At 38.0% G+C, this 18,431-nt stretch carries 19 protein-coding genes; 1 reads left to right on the forward strand and 18 read right to left on the reverse strand.

Annotated features, from left to right (window positions below; translation table 11 throughout):
• Positions 1-115: 115 nt before the first annotated feature.
• From I2484_RS12750 to I2484_RS12835, 18 genes are all read right to left on the reverse strand, one after another.
• Entirely contained in the window at positions 116-490 is a 375-nt protein-coding gene (locus I2484_RS12750; RefSeq protein WP_207151421.1) for a hypothetical protein, read from the reverse strand.
• A 285-nt stretch (positions 491-775) separates the two neighbouring features.
• On the reverse strand, positions 776-1,528 hold the full coding sequence (locus I2484_RS12755; protein ID WP_207151422.1) for a hypothetical protein: 753 nt from the start codon (positions 1,526-1,528) through the stop codon (positions 776-778).
• Between the two features lie 169 nt (positions 1,529-1,697).
• Positions 1,698-2,762 (reverse strand): hypothetical protein, encoded by a 1,065-nt coding sequence (locus I2484_RS12760; protein WP_207151423.1) that lies wholly within the window; start codon positions 2,760-2,762, stop codon positions 1,698-1,700.
• 13 nt (positions 2,763-2,775) lie between these two features.
• Positions 2,776-4,986, reverse strand: a complete 2,211-nt coding sequence (locus tag I2484_RS12765; protein ID WP_255550384.1) for an SNF2-related protein — start codon at positions 4,984-4,986, stop codon at positions 2,776-2,778.
• A 62-nt stretch (positions 4,987-5,048) separates the two neighbouring features.
• A complete protein-coding gene (locus I2484_RS12770) occupies positions 5,049-6,158 on the reverse strand; it encodes a beta clamp domain-containing protein (RefSeq protein ID WP_207151424.1) in 1,110 nt (369 codons plus the stop codon).
• A 286-nt stretch (positions 6,159-6,444) separates the two neighbouring features.
• On the reverse strand, positions 6,445-6,735 hold the full coding sequence (locus tag I2484_RS12775) for a hypothetical protein (protein WP_207151425.1): 291 nt from the start codon (positions 6,733-6,735) through the stop codon (positions 6,445-6,447).
• Between the two features lie 27 nt (positions 6,736-6,762).
• A complete protein-coding gene (locus tag I2484_RS12780) occupies positions 6,763-7,338 on the reverse strand; it encodes a hypothetical protein (RefSeq protein WP_207151426.1) in 576 nt (191 codons plus the stop codon).
• Positions 7,339-7,383: 45 nt separating this feature from the next.
• Entirely contained in the window at positions 7,384-9,453 is a 2,070-nt protein-coding gene (dnaX, locus tag I2484_RS12785; protein WP_207151427.1) for a DNA polymerase III subunit gamma/tau, read from the reverse strand.
• Complete coding sequence (locus tag I2484_RS12790) at positions 9,425-10,333, reverse strand: ThiF family adenylyltransferase (protein WP_207151428.1); 909 nt, start codon at positions 10,331-10,333, stop codon at positions 9,425-9,427. The genes dnaX and I2484_RS12790 overlap by 29 nt, the downstream gene beginning before the upstream one ends.
• Positions 10,330-11,367 (reverse strand): hypothetical protein, encoded by a 1,038-nt coding sequence (locus tag I2484_RS12795; protein ID WP_218624923.1) that lies wholly within the window; start codon positions 11,365-11,367, stop codon positions 10,330-10,332. Before I2484_RS12795 ends, I2484_RS12790 begins: the two co-directional genes overlap by 4 nt.
• Before the next feature lie 275 nt (positions 11,368-11,642).
• A complete protein-coding gene (locus I2484_RS12800) occupies positions 11,643-11,843 on the reverse strand; it encodes a helix-turn-helix transcriptional regulator (RefSeq protein WP_207151430.1) in 201 nt (66 codons plus the stop codon).
• A 118-nt stretch (positions 11,844-11,961) separates the two neighbouring features.
• Positions 11,962-12,447 carry a hypothetical protein gene (locus I2484_RS12805; protein WP_207151431.1) on the reverse strand — a complete coding sequence of 162 codons (486 nt, stop codon included), beginning with the start codon at positions 12,445-12,447 and terminating at the stop codon, positions 11,962-11,964.
• An 82-nt stretch (positions 12,448-12,529) separates the two neighbouring features.
• Positions 12,530-13,618, reverse strand: a complete 1,089-nt coding sequence (locus tag I2484_RS12810) for a hypothetical protein (RefSeq protein ID WP_207151432.1) — start codon at positions 13,616-13,618, stop codon at positions 12,530-12,532.
• On the reverse strand, positions 13,596-14,159 hold the full coding sequence (locus tag I2484_RS12815) for a hypothetical protein (RefSeq protein ID WP_207151433.1): 564 nt from the start codon (positions 14,157-14,159) through the stop codon (positions 13,596-13,598). The genes I2484_RS12810 and I2484_RS12815 overlap by 23 nt, the downstream gene beginning before the upstream one ends.
• A gap of 25 nt (positions 14,160-14,184) precedes the next feature.
• Complete coding sequence (locus tag I2484_RS12820) at positions 14,185-14,508, reverse strand: hypothetical protein (protein WP_207151434.1); 324 nt, start codon at positions 14,506-14,508, stop codon at positions 14,185-14,187.
• Between the two features lie 54 nt (positions 14,509-14,562).
• Positions 14,563-14,772, reverse strand: a complete 210-nt coding sequence (locus tag I2484_RS12825) for a hypothetical protein (protein WP_207151435.1) — start codon at positions 14,770-14,772, stop codon at positions 14,563-14,565.
• Between the two features lie 44 nt (positions 14,773-14,816).
• Positions 14,817-15,710 carry a 5'-3' exonuclease gene (locus tag I2484_RS12830; RefSeq protein WP_255550385.1) on the reverse strand — a complete coding sequence of 298 codons (894 nt, stop codon included), beginning with the start codon at positions 15,708-15,710 and terminating at the stop codon, positions 14,817-14,819.
• A gap of 14 nt (positions 15,711-15,724) precedes the next feature.
• Positions 15,725-15,997, reverse strand: a complete 273-nt coding sequence (locus I2484_RS12835) for a hypothetical protein (protein ID WP_207151436.1) — start codon at positions 15,995-15,997, stop codon at positions 15,725-15,727.
• 1,032 nt (positions 15,998-17,029) lie between these two features.
• Between I2484_RS12835 and I2484_RS12840 the strand changes: the two genes are divergently transcribed.
• Entirely contained in the window at positions 17,030-18,313 is a 1,284-nt protein-coding gene (locus I2484_RS12840; RefSeq protein ID WP_346014192.1) for a replication initiation protein, read from the forward strand.
• Positions 18,314-18,431: the final 118 nt, after the last annotated feature.

Raw genomic sequence — 18,431 nt, forward strand, 5'->3', positions numbered from 1 at the left:
GATAGTGGTTTTCTATCAGGCTTATCACGGGAGGCATCCCCAAGCGCCAAGCGTTGTTGGTAGAATTTTTTACATCAACATAGATACCTAAGTAGTTACATAAAATCTAATATTATTACATTCTACTAAAATGAACTTCTTTTCTTACTACGAAACTAGTATCAATATATGCTTCAGAGCTAGCATCATATTTCCAACCAATCACGATGGATCTATAATTCAAATCCATATTTAGGTCTTTAATTTCATTATAAATCATAGTACAAAGGTTTTTATATACATGCGTCGGAATACCCTCAAATTCATCATCAAAAGAATTGCCAATCAAGTTGTAGCAGACATCATCAAAAGAAACCTTTTGAAGTTCATTGTTACGGAAAAAGAGGGTAATCGATGTTTCTGGCAATCCACGTAATGCATTCTGCGTTTCAATATTTTCCACCAAGGCAGTTCGTACCTGATAGGCAATGTTTATATTTACTGATTTCATTGTATAATACTCCCCTTTTTTCATTGTCTGATAAGTTAATTACATGAAATTTCATTTATATTCCCTTCGTGAGTATATAAGACTAAAGAAAAGATATCAACCAATTTCCGACATTTATAAACAATTTTTCATCAAAAGAATTCTAATTCCCTATTTATTTGCTATTATATTGGTAAATATATCAGATTATAAATACCCATATTCTTTCTCCTCACTAATACTATTGTCATATATTATAATAGTATTAGGGAGAGGAAAGAACTGATTCCTCGCAATGAACGGTTGTCATTTTACCTGATAAACTGGCTCATTAAATGTTGAATATCCTGCATCTATCATCATCGGGTCTTCCCAGTGTTGTACATAAAATGAACCGTCTGTTAAAAAGTTACCTTTGACTATAATAACTTCGCCGTCGATTTTACCATTAAACTCATTTTTCAGTTCGACCCAATCATTGTCGAACTCTAATCGATTTCCATTTTCACAGTACTTTCCGATCATAATTTGTGGTCCTAAGCATCCTTGATATGGTGTACAAGTAATGATACTTGCAACACGTTCACCATAATTAGTACAAATTGCTTTGTATTGGGCTGGTGTCAAGCTAGGTACAGAAGGAAAATCTTCCATTACTAACTCTTCGGGCAATTCAGCAACAAAATCATCGTGTTTATCCTCAAAAATAGATACATAGTTCTCTTGTGCTTCATCATTAAAAATAGTTGTTGTTGTGCTAGCAAGTAATTCTTCTACACTGTTCCATAATTCTTCATCCGGAATACTAGGTTTCATTTCTACGAATTCAGGAATAGCTACATTTACATGTTGCACATTGAACTCAGGAATATTTGGTGTATTAACAAATATAGGCGATTGCGTGGCAGCAACATCTGTTATCCTTTCATCCAAAACATCATTCGTTGAATAAGCCCAAGGTGAAGGATTGTTCTCACCACGGATACGAAACAAAACAGGTAAAACTCCACAAGCCATTACACTAAGAGCTACGCCTAGAAGGAAAAGAATTTCCCACATACAATTACCTCCATAAAATTGGGTTTATCTATACAAAAAAAGCCCATGACGACTCGTATAGATACGAATTCCCGTCATGGGCTTGATAGTCAATTAGTAAGTCATTCTCCCGCGTGGGTGAATGTTTCAAGTGAAAAATAAAATATAATTAAATTATAAAACAACGGAGTCAAAATAGCAAGGTCTGACCAATAACGATACCTTCCTTTTTATTCGCTGTTTTAGATACAACAAGTACTTTTTCATGATTCTTACCTACCGGTTGTACCGCCTCTACAGGTAGTTCCTCTTCGGTTATACTACTCAATCGAGAATCCGATGCACAAAGATTTGCCTCTGCTACTTCTTTCTCTTGCCCTAGCAATGAAGCCTTTTGTCCCTCTGAACTAAAATCTAACAGCTCAACTTCTTCCTGCTCCTCAATGACATTCATAAAATTGAAATTCTCATGTTCTTCAAATTCTTCGAGAACGACATCTAAATCGTACTCTTCAGTAGATTCAACTGGAATTTTAAAGTTCTCTTCTGTTTTTAATACAAGTACCTCGTCAGTTTCCTCCAACAAGTCTTCTTTAGCGGGAGTTTGAGGGAGTTCTAAAACGAAAGGTTCGTCCTCGTAATCTTCAATGCGTGCTTTAATATCACTTGACTCTGGAATATCACGCAGTTCCTGAAGTTCTCGGACTACTTTTATATAGTCTGGCCAATCAGCTAACTTGAACTCTACATCATCCAATTCTTTCGGACGAAGGTTATCTTCAAGTAACATAGCTCCACCATCTAGTAATATATCTTCTGGCCTGAAATGCAGCCCCCACTTTTTAAATTCATCAGCGTGATACAAAAGATTAGTTTCAACTACTTCGATGTGATTTAGTATGTTCTTTTTATCAGATTGACAAGATTCCGGAAGATTTTCAAACCACTCTTCGATCATTCCCCTGATATAGGGGCAAATTAATGGTCGCTCATCAGAAGGATAGTTAGACCAATTCGCGATCCACCATCCTTTACCACCTGTGGTTGTTTCATGGGTTTTGAATTTCTTCTCTTTTGCAAATTTAATAATCCACGAAGGACGTGCTCCTTTAAAATATGCTCGCAGTACTTCTCCGGTTGTGGGATGAAGTTGAAGGCGAAGTGGAGACTTTTTCAGATAATGATGTTCTTCCTTATCTGACTTTGTTTCTATCCATTCAATCAATAATTGATTCTTTGTTGAATCCCATATCATCTAAAGTTCCTCCTCAAGATACATAGTCTGCTCTGCTTGTGCCACGTTTTAACATGTCAGTCGCAAATTGCTGATAGTCTATACCTGGGTCCAATTCGACATTTTCTCCAGCTTCAAATTCTTTGGATACCTGAACAAAATCAAGCTCCTGCCGGTCAATGGCAAGATCTACTCCAGACTTCTTTGACAAGACCAATGCATGTAGATTGGCATCAATAGTATCAACTGCCACAAGCCATAGAATTTCAACAACGTCCTTCTGCCCTAAACGAACAGCTCGACTGTAACATTGCTCGATTTTCTTTGAATTAAAATCCAAATCATATAAGATAACCGCTTTTGCCTCCGTGAGCGTGTAGCTCTCAGCACCCGTCCTCATCGTCATCACAAGAATAGATAAAGGATGATCCGGATTTTGAAATTGATCCATTAAATCGTGACGGTAAGCCATTGGGACGCCGCCATGAATATAAGCAGCACGCATTCCTGGTGCAACCGTATCAAGAAGTACTCCCAGTTCTTCAGCCGTCTGCTTATGCGCTGTAAATATCAGCAACTTTTTCCCCGTGCGTGCGTATTCCTTTATCTTCTCCTTCGTCACCTGCAGCTTCACAGGTTCAACTGAAGTTGAATAATCATAGTCGGGTTGAACCCACGGGCAAGACGCTACTTTCCGAAGTTTATCCAGCCACTGGCATACTTCAATAGTCGAGATGCGATATACATCTCCACGAGCATCTGCAGAATCTTTCCTTGCATACTCTGAGGCATACCATTCACGAAATTCATCAAGTCGTTTATCATACAGATTCCGTTCTGCCTCTTCAAGAGCTAAATGCAATCGACGGTGTTGCGGTTCAGGTATTCTAACGTCCCTCTCCACATCTATATCTGTCTTCTTTTTACGAAACATGAATTTATCTAACAAATCCCATAACTTTTCTTGATGCGAAACACGGGCCTCAATCGACTTAGAATCCATCACCGCTTGACGACTCGCTCCACCAAAGTATCCTCTGAAATTATCTTCACCTTTTCGTCCATACGCTTGAAAACGTTGAAGTTCAAAAGGGTTTTCAAAATGGTGAGAATCTCCATAGATCCACGTTGATGGCCAATACAAGTCATCTGCTCCATTTTCAGCAGGTGTACCAGTTAGTGCAATCCGTGTTTTTGTTTTGATGGCACGAATAGATCTTGAACGTTTAGTCGTACCATTCTTAATGAGATGCGCTTCATCTACCGCGCAAGCATCATATGAACGGTTAAAGAATCTGTAAAGGGCTTTCTTTCGAGACTTCACGACTGTAAAGCCGCAATCACAAAATAAGTTTCCTTTACACCATTCCTGTACACACATTGGGCATTCCCCAGGAAGGTCTTTGATTGTATACCGTTCCTCTGAAGCCTTGAATGATTTATTGCAGGAGTTGCATCGTTGTTTCGCGCTGTCCCAATTAAACCCATGTACACAATCCGGACATTCCGCATGTAATTTCTCTTTAAAAAGAATTATTTCACTTGCCCAACGTTCATAAGAAACAATATGAATTCGCTTATCTGATTTAAGGTCTGTCGGATGGCGAAGTTCAATATAGTCTTTTTGAAGTCCAAGTACTTTCATTTCACGAACCCAATCGGCAATATTCCGACTCATCGTTACTATAATGATTTTCTTGTTTGATGCATTCGAGGTTAGCCCTACAAGCGTCGTTAACGTTTTACCTAGGCCCATGTCCAACCCAAGTAATAGACGCCTTCTTGATGCGATAAGAGCAGCACCTTCAAGTTGATATTGAAAGAGGGAAGCTCCATTCGATAACGGTCCACCATAAAGTTCAATAACGCGCTGCAATGTCGCTTTATAATGCGCGGTTTCCTTAAACTCTTTTAGGGATAGACCATCCGCCCGGTATTTCCTACGTTTCTTTTCAAGTAGCGGCTGAACTGTTTCAACGTTCGCTAGATCGAGTCCCCAGCGATTAAGGGTATTATGAATGGGATGTTTCGAAAAAACGGTATCCCCTCTAGTAATGAGTGAGTGCCAATTTAACTCGCTCACCGTTTTAGTTTTTCTATTCTCACGACCATTTTCATAAGTCACGTAGTCATGTTCAAAACTTTCAATCCGATTCGCATGCAATGCCTCGGAAGCAAGTAGCTGTTCTTCTAACGTTTCTCCAGTAAAATAGACTGCTGCTTTTGAGTAATTTGCTTTTAACATAATGAATAAGGTACTACGAATAAATCGCAGTACCTTTTCACCTCCCTTATCTAATTTCCCACTCAAACAATAAGTACTTGCGCTATGAGTGCTTTAATATCATCGTTTCCATCACATAAAACCGTTAGAGGAAGTCCTTTGTTTTTAAGGCAAAGTAGCACTTCATCCGTTCGGTACAGTGTCAGGCATAACTCCAAGTAATCGCTGTGTACAGCGAATTGAAACTCCTCACCTTCCACATTTGCTCCGATTTGTTCAATCGAAATACCCAGTAGTTCTACAAAAGACTTCGTTCCATCTTTTTTAAACACCATGACCGGGTTATCGCCGCCTAAGCGTTTGATACGTCGTGTCGTATTCAAGAGCTCCATTCGGTCTACTCTCCAAACAACTTTAGCTTCCTCAATATTCGTATACGTCTTATCAATTGGTGGAAAATCTCCAACCAATAAACGTGATACCGCTTTTGTAAAACCAGATTCGAAAATTAATAACGTCTTACCTTCGTTTATGGACACCTTCACCTCAGAATCATTTGGAAAAATCTCCGCTAATCCCGAAATCGTTTCAGTAGGAATTGATGCAAAAAAACCATCGAACCAATTCACACCCTGCGCATTTATCGTTACCGCTCGAGAACCATTAGATGCTCGAACGAGAACCTCCCCTGTCTCTTCCTTTGAAAAGTACAAACCACGTAGAACTGGATATTTTTCAGCCCCCACGCTATTTGCAATCGCCGTAAAAGATGGTAAGGAACGTGAAAATATTTGTAACTTTCCAGGGGCCCAAAGAACAGATTCTGTTGCATCTGGAATCTCAATGGAAGGGCTCATCTCAGGGACTGTCTCCATCCTTATTTTCGATGAACGTCCCCACTTTAAATTAAGTTGTTCACCGTCTTTTTCAATCATAATGCACTCATCTTGTGGCAGCGCACCTACTTTAACTTCAAGCTCATGAACCGTTGTCGCAAAAGCAAAAGGGGCGGAAACTTCGCACGAAATTCTTTTCTGGACTTGAAGTTCTTCTCCTACAAAGTAGAAATCGACTTCGTTATTAGAATCAACCGAAGAAATATAAACCCGATTTTCACCTAACCGTGCGCGCTTAGCCCCTTTTGTTAAACTACTTACTACTTGTTGAAGCTCTCCACCGTTAATTTTGAACATAGAATGTTCCTCCTTAAAAAAGTTTTATTTAAATAAAGCACGCAAAAAAGCACTTTATCTAAAATGTCATTCCGCCAGAAAAAAAGACAGATGAACACATAGATAAAGTGCTTTAAATTTAACTTCTCTCCCGCATGGGTGAGATATAAAATGAGTGCAATAAATGTACATTCATAGTATCACATTTCTGTAAAATTGAATAGTAAGCTACTAAAAGAAACTGATAAATAAAAAGAAACAGGTATCCCACATACTGAAGGAATACCTGTTTTCATTGCTTGCATCTTCACGCCACGGGTTTTGATAAGAAAAACTTCTCAAGCCCTAACAAGTAGTGTTGATTGGAATAAAAGCCTCGTCCCAATTCATCCACCAATTGTTGCATTAACAAAAGTTCATTCCACGTATAGTTGGGTCTACTTGCAAGCCCCCACGGATTCTTCTGATCTCGTTTAGCCAGCCATAGTGACTTCACATAGGATTGAACCAAACGGATACTAATTAACTGCGTGGACTTGTCAGAGAACCTTTCAAGCCATGCTGTTTGTACAGACAATGTAGCTTGGGTCTGTGACAATTCAAATGTAGCCCTAATTAATGCTGTTCATTCATCTACAACTTCTTGATGTTTTTCAAATTCTTCAATTGATGTCATAACCGTACTCAAAATCGGTAATGATTTGTGAGATGTATATCCTTTAGATCGCGCTTCTCTTTCCAATGAATTCGAAACATCTATTCGAATAGTTTGAACGCGCGATAGAATGGTTGGTAAGATTGAATCCCTTTTATCTGCAATCAAAATAGAAAGTGTATCTTGGAATGGTTCTTCTAAAAATTTCAATAGCGCATTTGATGCTTGTGGATTCATTCGGTCAGCCTGTTTAATTATAAAGACTTGTTTACTTCCTTCTACACCTTTATATGCGGCCTCTTTTTGCAATAACCGTATCTGGTCAATTTTTATTGCTTGTCCATCAGGTTCTATTACATGAACATCCGGATGATTGTGTACATTGATCCGGCGACAAGAAGAGCATTCTCCACAAGGTTCATCGCTAATGATTTTACAAAACACTTGTTTTGTCAGCCACATAGCAAGCTCGTTCCCATCACCTTCAAATAAGTACGCATGTACAAGTCGATTATTATTTAATAGTGTTGTAAAACGTTTTTTCACGTTTCATCTCTCCTTATGAAACTAACAAGAGGAAACCTCCTCTCGTTAGTTTATTTTTTCTCGTAACGCGGCCACAATACGACCCCAACTATCTTCCGTTAGGAGGATCAATTGCGATGACTGATAAACTTCGTCAAAGATCGATTCAACGATTGAGCGATTTGCCACTCTTTTCATTAAATTCACTTTCGCGTTTTCACAATGACTCATGATGACATGTGTCTCGCTAACCGCTTTCAGTGAAAATTCGCGGAATAGGACTTGCGTTGATATTTTGGTTTGTTTTAACAAATCATCGATTTCAGTAAATTTTTCAGAATAAGTAGCCCTTAATTCTTTTGTACAAGAATCAAGCATAGATAAAATCTTTTCCTCATCTGCAGAAAGTGGTTTATCGGTACGTGTTACTACCGGTGCACGTTCCTCCATCGATGGTTCTTCTTCAGGAGCGGGAGGTATCTGACTTTCGTCGATAACATGAACCCAATTCTCTTTATTTTCTATTGCTTTTTCGATTATGTGTGAAAACTCAGGAACTCCATCAGATTCCATTACAGAAGCTTCATTCCGAATATTATTCAAAACTACCGCTGCTGGTAACTCGATTGAGTGATTGTCGTCCGGCGCATTAAATGTAGGGACACTATTCATATCACCAAACAAGTCTTCCATTGTAAGATCCTGTAGGAATTCTTTTTTTGTTTCCACCTTTTCCGCATTCTCAGTTTTCATCTTTGGGGAAGCTGTTTCAGAAAACTCACTTGTCTGTATTACAGGCGGCTCATAGGGATCCTCAACGGGTGCATACCTAGGAGCTTCATCTTGCTCTAAAGGCGGAGTTGGTTCCGGAGTAATCGTAATTTCATTCGGTGTTGTAACCGGTACCTCTTGTTGAGTATCTTGAGAAACCGAAATCGCTTCCTCCACTACTTCAATAACCGGTAATGATTCAACCGAAGCAGCCACTTGTTCAAGCCTTACTCCAGATTTCAACAACTCTACTTCCTGTTTAAGCTGCATGACTTCTGCACGTAAGTCCTCATTCTGATCATTCACCATTTCTACAATCGCCATTTCAACAAGCAAATGTACGTCATGATGAAATTTCATTTTCCCCATCGTCTCTTGCAAAATGTCTAAATGACGGAAAATGAGAACCGAATTAACCGATTGACGTACTTGATGGAATCCAGGGTCAGTTACACCTTTTTTGAGTGTTGCTTTTTCCCCCAGCTTTTCATAAAGAAGAATATCACGATAATAATTCATCATTTCCTCAATGAAAAACCTCGGTTCTTGTCCACTTTGGAAACAGGAATTGAAATGTTCAAGTGATCCTTCTACATCCTTCGCACCAATGAATTCAATTAATTTTCCTATTTTCCGAGTATCAACGGCTCCCGTTAGTTCAATTACATTCTTCAACGACACTTTTCCAGGTGTATGTGAAATGGCTTGGTCCAGTAGACTTAGCGCATCACGCATTCCTCCTGCAGCAATTTGTGCTATTAGTTGTAATGCCGCCATCTCTACGTCTGCCTTCTCTGCTTGGATGATTGTCTCCATACGAGAAACTATGTCATCCTGTGCGATTCGTCTAAAATCATAGCGTTGACAACGTGATAGAATTGTCAACGGGATCTTATGCGGCTCGGTAGTAGCAAGGATAAATATTGCATGTGCAGGTGGCTCTTCAAGTGTCTTAAGTAATGCATTGAAAGCTTGATTAGTGAGCATATGCACTTCGTCGATAATGTACACTTTGTACTTACCGAATACGGGTGTATATACTACTTTCTCTCGCAAATCCCTGATTTCATCGACACCATTGTTACTAGCAGCGTCCATCTCTAGTATGTCCGGGTTAGAATCTTTACACGAATCGCATACCCCACAAGGGTCAAAACCATTAGGTTCTAAGCAATTTAATGCTTTGGCTAATATTTTTGCAGAAGAAGTTTTACCTGTTCCGCGAGGACCTGTAAATAAATATGCGTGAGAAACTTTCCCTAAACGTAATGCGTTTAATAGAGTTGTTTTGATAGTTTCCTGACCAATCAACGAATCAAATCCTGTTGGGCGGTATTTACGATACAATGCTAGATGTTGCGTCATTGTCATTCATCTCCTCAAAAAAGTTTTTAAATAATTGTTTAGTCCGTTTGGATACAAAGCGAGTTTGTGCTGATCCAAATCTGGCATTAAAAATGATTTCTTCTTGAACGATTTCACCTGAATGAAACAGGTTGTTCATAAAGGTATTTGTTAACTGTGCCGCCATTTTATTTGTAGCGGAACGTTGTGGATTTTGAAGTATCAGGTCGCCACATGATTGATTGGGAAAGACACTTTCTTCATCAGCTAATATGGTTGGGTATACATCAGCAACAGGCGGCAAAAAAACCTCGCCGTACTTTTTGTATCCGCATACCACTTGGCCAGAAAATCCTGAACCCATAATCTTCTCATCAACTAACGGTTCATTGGGCAATTCTTCCTTTAACAATACACCTTCAACACCTACATCAATGTAGAGAAGTTCATCCAGTAAATACGAATGAAAATACTCATGCATTAACATTCGTGTCCTGTTATTATCAACTAGACCAATTAGAATCGGTATCATCTTATTTTTGTTATTTTCTTCATTCAACGAAAAAAGTTCATGAAGTTCTTCGATAGATGTAACATACTCCGCCACCGCCATAACGTCGACTTCATAATGGGTCCCGTATCGTTCAGCAAGGGCATCTACCTTGAAAGCATTTATGTCCTCAACATCAAATAGTTGATTCGATAAATTCTTCTGTTCAACCTTATCTCCATCAACAATCGTCAAAGTTCCGAATAATCTTGCCTTACGATAGAAAGAAGTACTTCTTCCAGCACCGTAGGTTGAGATATCTTGCAACAAGTTTCGGACAAAGTGACTTCCATTTGCCCCTGCACCAATACAAACAATGTTGTACTGAGTGTGCTTATCTGCAATTATCATAGTGACCACCCCTTAAGCGTGACTTTCTCGTCCCAATCCAATGGATAACCTTCTTGAACTCCATTAATATCAAGTTCAAAAACATCAGAAGCGGGCACGATTACCGAATGTTCATTCGACTTCGCGCGTAGGAGTATCTCTGGTATAGGTCGATTCAAACGGCCGACGACTGCATACAAACCGTAACGCTGCTCGTCATGGTCATCGGTCGAAGAAAAGAACGCTCGCATAACGTTATGAGAGTGGATTTCTAGAACGACCATATAACGTAATGAATTACGTCCCATGAACTCATCACCATAACGACAATCAATGTGAGTGCCTGTTACTGTCTGCATAGGACATTCAACTACATACAATTCCTCTTGCTGGTCCCAATACACTCGAATCATTACTTCATAATTCCCTTTACGTGTATACGCTTTAAAAAACGATAGAATATTCGCGAGAATTGTCCTTGGAATCTTAGGTAAATCGAAAGTAAATCCGGATTCAACTTGTTCCAATTGCGGAACATATGATGTTTTAGCAATCATGCGCCCGAACGGTGATTTTCTGACTTCATAAAGATGCCCATCCTGCCCTGGAACATATGAAATATTCCCTGGGTGAGATTCAGCCTCTTCGATAGATGTTAAAAAAGGGCCTCGCAAAAGCGAGTGCCCTCCTTTACTTCCCGCAAATGCATCGGGGAATAAACGCTTACTTTCTTCGTCTACATCCCATTTTGTACGTGCGGCTGAAAATTGCGCGAACGATTTTTCAAGTTCTACTCGCAATTCTTCTAGCGTAACTCCCTCTTCCGGAAAATCTTCTACAAAATCCGTAACAAGGAATTGCTCCGTTGCGAAATGGATTGTCCATTCACTTGTCACCTTAATTTCAGGTTTCGGTTCAGCTGGTGTTTTTTTGGGAGAAGAAGTTTTTCCGCTTGTGGAGGTTTTACTCTTTGTTTCTTTTTTCTCCTTTTTCGCGACTTCTTTCTTATCCTCCGTTGTTTCCATTCCAAGATCAAATAATGTTAGTTCTTGCATGTTTGACACTCTCCTTAAAAAAGTTTTATTTTATTTAAAGCACAAAAAAGCACTTTATCTAAAATGTCATTCCGCCAGAAAAAAGACAGATGAACACAAAGATAAAGTGCTTTTAATTAACTTCTCTCCCGCGTGGGTGAGATAAGAAATAAGTGCAATAAATATAACCACAGTATACCATAAACACCTCTTTCTGCAAAGAGCAAATGGTACAGTGTAGAACAATGAACATACCAGCACTATAGAGCAAATGGCGGCATGTTCATCATTGGTTATTAGATTGTGACAGCAAGTTCATCAGTAGAAAACGTCTTCGTCAACTCCGCTATGTCATTTAAACTTAAATCTAATGCTTTAAATAACTTTTCATATGTTTCTAGACCTAAGTTATCCACTCCACCTTCAGCCCGTGAAATAGTTTTTACTCCGACTTTAGCTAGGTCCGCTAGTTCGGGTTGGGTATACCCCTTTTTCATGCGTTCTGATAATACAATGTGTCCATAGACAGCCGATAAGCCATATAACGCTTCACGGAAATGAGGATGCGCTTTTAATATTTCTGTTGTGTCTAATAGATTTCTCGCTTTTTTAATGTTAATCAGTCCCCTCTAGGTATTGTCCCGGATTGCGAAGTACATCCTCATACATTTGATAAGCCAAGTCTCTCATTTGATTTGTTTGGTCCATATTAGGTCTGCGTGTTTTTATAAACTGTTTTGCAAACACGTAATACGATTGCCCATTATGCTTCATCGGAAAAAATAGAAATCGTAAATGGATATTTCCATTCATTGCATACCGAAGTTCATAAATCGGATATACCGTCAATACCTTTACTACTACATAAGATTTTAAACGAGGATATCCTTGAAAAGTAATAAGGACATCTATTTTCTTATGAAGAATACTTTCTAAAGGATGAAATCTTAAAATTTCAAATGCCTTTTGGATATACAGTAGATGCATTTCCGCCTCTGAAGAAATTAATGAGTGTTCGAGAATTTCGTCTAAAAATTCCCCTACAGTATCTCTATCATTTTCATCGTATATAGAGACAATTTTATTTTCATTTACTTTCATTATATTCACACCATATCATATATGACTTGAATTAGCTAATAATTCAAGTCATATATGCACCTTTCATGTTATTGAGTCAGAATTACATTATCTGTTTAATCGTCATTCCAAATGGACGAAGCTGTTCAGCTGGGAAGTCCTGTCCTTGGTAATGTTCAAACAGTTCTCGAACATTACTTTGTAAATGCGTATTATTTGTTCCACTTAAAAAGATAAGCGGCATTGTTGCTAGGTCTTTTCCGCTGTTTATTATTTCATCTTTATATCCATTCCAACAAACTACCCCATTATCGAAAACATTCGAATACGGATAATGGTAGATAGGCGTCTCTAAAGCTATATCACCATCGTCAGGTACAGCAACAAGCTTCATTTTCGTTACTTGTTTGTTCTGAACATGTAAGATACAGGCAAGACGGGGATGTCCAACGTCTTCGTAAGCTAAATTATGAAACTTTACACGAAAACGAGATTTATGTATTTCCAATACATAAATGTGTCGCTTGGTGGTAACTTGAGCGAGAACACAGTTCTTAGGAATTTCTAATTCTGCGACTTTCATCTCTTCCACATCTTTTAATCTTCCGAGCGCCTCAATCAGCCAAAGTGGATCGATATGAGGGATTGCTAATTCAAACCACTCCCGAAGTTGTTCACTGTTCACGTCGCTTGCCATTTTAATAAGAATCGGAAAAACTCGTGCAATTACTTCCTTTTTTGTATCAACAGCAATCACACGTTTCAATAATTCATCCAGCAATTGAACATAAATAGGTTCATTGGGTAGTCCTTTCACTTGGTCAATTAGAGACACAAATAAGTCTTCGACCACTTCTCCATGCAACTGTAACAAGTCCACTTTTTCAAGTGCGTACTTAAGAAATAATTGATATTGCTTATTTTTCCCCAAATAAAACCTATCAGCATGCTGCATTGTCTGTACCATGAAATCCGAGAGTTCTTTAGTATCCTCTAGGGACTTAATATATTCTTTGTAATCATGATTACGCTCAACTATTATATGTTGGATAATATCAGCAATTGGTAATTCATTCATCAAGCTGACAATATAATCATTTATATAGAGGCGGCGTGTGCCTACCTTCTTGTCCTGTTCATACCTTTCAACAGTCACTCTTTCACCATTTTCAAACTTGGCTAGTATTTGCATTAGTAATCTCTCCTTTTGGGTTTCTCCGTATACTACGGATCATTTTTTGTGCATCTTCATGAATTGATAGTAATTTTTGACAGAACTCACTCGCAAAGCCGACAACATAATACAATCGAAGTATTAGACTCGTTCCAACTGCATTGCATTTGCCTTCTAAATTACTTAAATCCATCAATTCAATACCATTAGCAAATTCTCGCATCCAATCGGCAATGATATTACGCTGCGAAAGAGTAAGTTGACAATTGGTCAATTCCTCAAGTGCAAACAATTGTATACTGACAGCCCCCGCGTAATCGCCCATGTCCAAGTTTCTAAATTTAAGCTTTCCGATCTTAGAAAGACTTAAAAAGTCTTGAACCGTTTCTAAATACGAATAGTCACCTATCCCATCCATTCCACCCTCGTAATAAAAGGAATAGTTGTCTGGTACAGGATTACTAGTGCTTTCAATCATTTTTGCTACAATGCAACGATCAAGCATATACTCCATCAATGCTTTATCCGTTTGCCACAACTCAAATGTACCTATATTCATAGTCAAATCTCCTTAAAAAAGTTTTTTAGAAAAATTTCTTCTTTCGACTGCATTGTTTCCACATTTCATCACTAATGGATTGCAAGATTAAACACTCTCGAAATGGATGATGTGAATAATAAGATGCTTCGCCAAAACAGTTACTTTCCTCCACTTCATCTTCCTCAGAAGTTGAGTAATAAATTGATTCAGCGGTTGATTGTAAGTCTGCAATGCTCCAAGAATTAAACAACTCTCGAATATCCCCTATGTTGTATTTGGTGGTTGAGAAAAAAAGTTCGTTAACTATTTCAACATCAACATCATGTTCAGTTGAACGCTCTTCAAACGATGACCACAACTTATCCATGTCCGTGTCCTCCTTAAATAAAAAAGCAGAAGTTCAATGTAAATGAACTCCTGCTTAACAGTTTTCTAATTCGATTGGTAACTTCGGCAATAACCGAAATTCATGGGGGACTTTTGTTCCGTAACCAATATTCAACACCGGTTTCCCTAATACAGCTTCAATGAATGCTTTTGCATCATCGAGCGGGAGTTCAGGTGCGTGAATTATCGCCCATTTAAATTGATCTTCATCGCGAACAAAAAACCAATAATCAACGATTTTCAAGATAATCGCTCCCTTTTCTTCCAGTGTAACATGATTCTTTATAATCACAATAAGGAAAGTATATCATTCATACCTAATACCTGGCATGATTCCCGCAGTTTCAATGGATTCATATATTGAACCGGAATTGAAATGGGAATGTCTCGATGAAGAGTTGTAAGAGTTTTGAAGAATACCGCCTTATCTCTTCCTTCCTCCACTTTCACCTTATACCGCTTCAATGTTTTTGGAAAATCCTTGGCTACTATTAATTCATCAACCGTTCCAAAAGTCTGAAGTAAAGAAAGTGCTCCCTTATCTCCTATCCCTGGTATTCCCGGAATATTATCTGATGAATCTCCGGCAATTGCCTTGACATCGACGATTTGCCGTGGTTTAAGTCCTGGATATTCATCACCAAAATTATCAGGCGTCATTACAACGTCTACTTTTGCTTTCCTAACAATAACTGAAACGCGTTCCGTGAGTAATTGATATGTATCACGGTCGTTAGAGAGAATATATACCTTCCCCTCTACTTGTTCAGCAAAAGATGCAATCAAGTCGTCAGCTTCGAATTCAGAACTCTTAAATACGGGAACGTTCGCATGTTTCAAAATTTCCTCTAATAGCGGAAACTGTTCCTTTAGCTCCTCAGGTGATTCCGACCTTCCGTCTTTATAGGCTGGATATACCTTTTTTCTATAACTTTTCCCATCATCAAACATGACTACAGCCCTTGCTTGATAAATTTTTTCGTTGGTTAACATCATCCGGAGGAATCCAAATATACCATTTGTGTATCGTCCATCAGGTGCTTGCCTCATTCCTTTAGGGGAATGAGCTGTTGCGTAGTAACAACGGTTCAATAAGTTATTACCATCAATCACTAACCAAGTTTCTTGTGTTTTCTTAACTTTAAGATCTGATGTCACTCCAAATAACGATAGTTGTTCCAATTTCAATCATCTCCTTAAAAAAGTGTGAGTTGCTCTTTTGCAACGCTTTGTTTAATTGACTCTTCCCTTTCTAGTGAAACAAGGGGCAAATCAGACTCGTTGAGTAATACGATTGATTCTGGAGGAAGTCTACCTGGAAAGTTGTTACGACTCCAAGCATTACAACCGTTCATCGTTTCAGGATCCTTTTCTTGATAAACACAGTTTTTTTTCCCAAAGTCGCAAACCTTCCAATGGGAACAACAGCCAAAACTACGTGAAAATCCACTTTTTGTATACATACTCATTCAATCACCCCCTTTTGGCATAAAAAAAGCCCAAACATAAGGTTTCGTTGAACACACAAAATCGCATGTCTAGAAACTCACATTTGAGCTGAATCATTAAAATAATGAAATACTGTGCAACTCTTCTCCCGCATGGGTGAAGTAATAGAAATAACAAATATAATAACATGATTATAGCATAGTGTTTGAACTATGGTATAGAACGAATTGAATTATTTTAAACTGACAACCTGGTATTCTCTGTTTGTACTAATGATTTAATTGATTTATATGTTTTAAATTTATTTAAGTGTTTTAGAGAGTCGTTCAGCCTTAGAGCCATAAGGGTTTAAGGCACTGAACTATCACCTTTTGGGCGTGAACCATCACCTTTTGGGCGTGAACTATCACTAATTAGGCGTGAACCATCACCTTTTAGGCGTGAACTATCACTTATTTATTGTTGAACTATCACCTTTTAGGCGTGTACTATCACTAATTAGGCGTGACTACAGAAATACAGTGTTTAAAGTACATTTCACACATATACTATCACCTTTGTCGAGTGATAGTATTGGAACTTTATATCTAACTATCACTAATTGGGCGTAACTTTAATTTATCGGTATGAAATCGTAAAAATGGTTCGGTAATAGTAACCATAAAATAATATTAATATAGGTTTCATTCTTCATATAAGGCTAACTATCACTAATTAGGCGTAACTTTTGATTATCGGCATTATATCTGGAAACTTAATTTCTAATGATGTTTTATTTCAATATAACCCATGTTATACGGCTAACTATCACTAATTAGGCGTAACTTTTGATTATCGGCATTATATCTGGAAGTTTAATTTTTAATGATGTTTATTTCGATATAACCTATGTTTTACGGCTAACTATCACTAATTAGGCGTGAAATTTGATTTGAATTCACTAATTTTTGGTGTTTTGTTGATGAACTATCACTAAATAGGAGTCATGTATTATTTGCTTTACTATCACTAGGTGGGTACGATAGTGATAGTAAAGGGAGTGAGTGATTACCGTGTCAATTATAGAACCAAGTTTGCTAGATATTCCTACTCAACAAGGCGTCTTAGAACGTATTGAACTACCAGAGTTCGACTTGGTGGAAGTCAATAAGTTGAACGACGAACACTGGGTAACTAAACATAACCAGTTGATCCAAAGTACATATAAGCTGTCCTTGCAGCAACAGCGGATTCTTTTAATTATCGCTTCCCGAATACAACCTAAAGATGAAAATTTTAAATTGTATCAGTTTAACACTAAGGACATTATTGAAATACTGGGCCTTTCAAGTTCAGCAGGAAGCTATTATACACAAATAAAAAGTATCGTAAATGACCTGCAAACGAAAACACTAACCATCAAAACAGAAGACCGGGAAACAAACTTCACATGGGTTATTACTTCAGATTACTTCCCAAAGCAGGGATTTTTCCAAGTTGAGCTTCATCCGAAGTTGAAGCCCTACTTCTTAGAACTAAAAGATAAGTTCACACAATACCGGTTGGAAAACGTGCTAAGGTTAAACTCATCTTATTCCATACGAATGTACGAACTATTAAAACAATACGAAAGTATACGGACTAGAAGGTTTGGTGTAGAAGAGCTAAAAGAGCTGCTTGCAATTGAACCCGGAAAATATAAGCAATATGGACATTTTAAAAGTAAGATTTTGCTTCATTCACAGGAACAAATTGAAAAGCACACTGATTTGCGGTTTGAATTTAAGGAGATTAAATCAGGTAGAAAAATAACCAAAATAGAATTCTTCATAAAAACAAAAAACGTCGGGACTACTGTGATCGGCATTAAGAAGGATGCAATCAACGATAGTTTACTTGAGATAGGGATGAGTCTAGTCCAAATCAAAAAGATTAGAGACAAATGGGATGACGAGCAAATTCTTCGTAACCTCGCATATACAAAAGTTCAACTAAAAAAGAAGCGAATTGATAAACCTGTTGGCTATTTCATTCGTGCATTGACTGAAGACTATGGAGGGAATGAAGATAGTGAACACAATTCAGGGGGTAGTAAGCAAGTTGAGCTATTAAATAGGACAGGCGTTGACCATAGGGATAAAAAGTATGGAAGAAAGGTTATTGATTTTGAAGTAATGCTTATTAGCACCAGAGATATACAGCGCGAATTAGGCCTAGATGAAGAGACTATTCAGGAGAAGCTGAAAGAGGAAGTAATTGCTTTTGTTATTTATCAATTTGAGCACTATAAAATATTGATTGAACCTGAAATGTTTACAGATACCCTATTAGCGTCTTATTGCGTAGGAAAAGTTTAGTTAATCCTTTAAAACCCATCATAAGGTTGTCGATTATTATTGAATATGATATGATTTCATCAATATATCCCACATTACCATTTTTTACTTCACCCACGCGGGAGAAGAGATTGATTTT

The sequence above is a fragment of the Sporosarcina sp. E16_8 genome (assembly GCF_017347095.1).
Taxonomy (GTDB): Bacteria; Bacillota; Bacilli; order Bacillales_A; family Planococcaceae; genus Sporosarcina.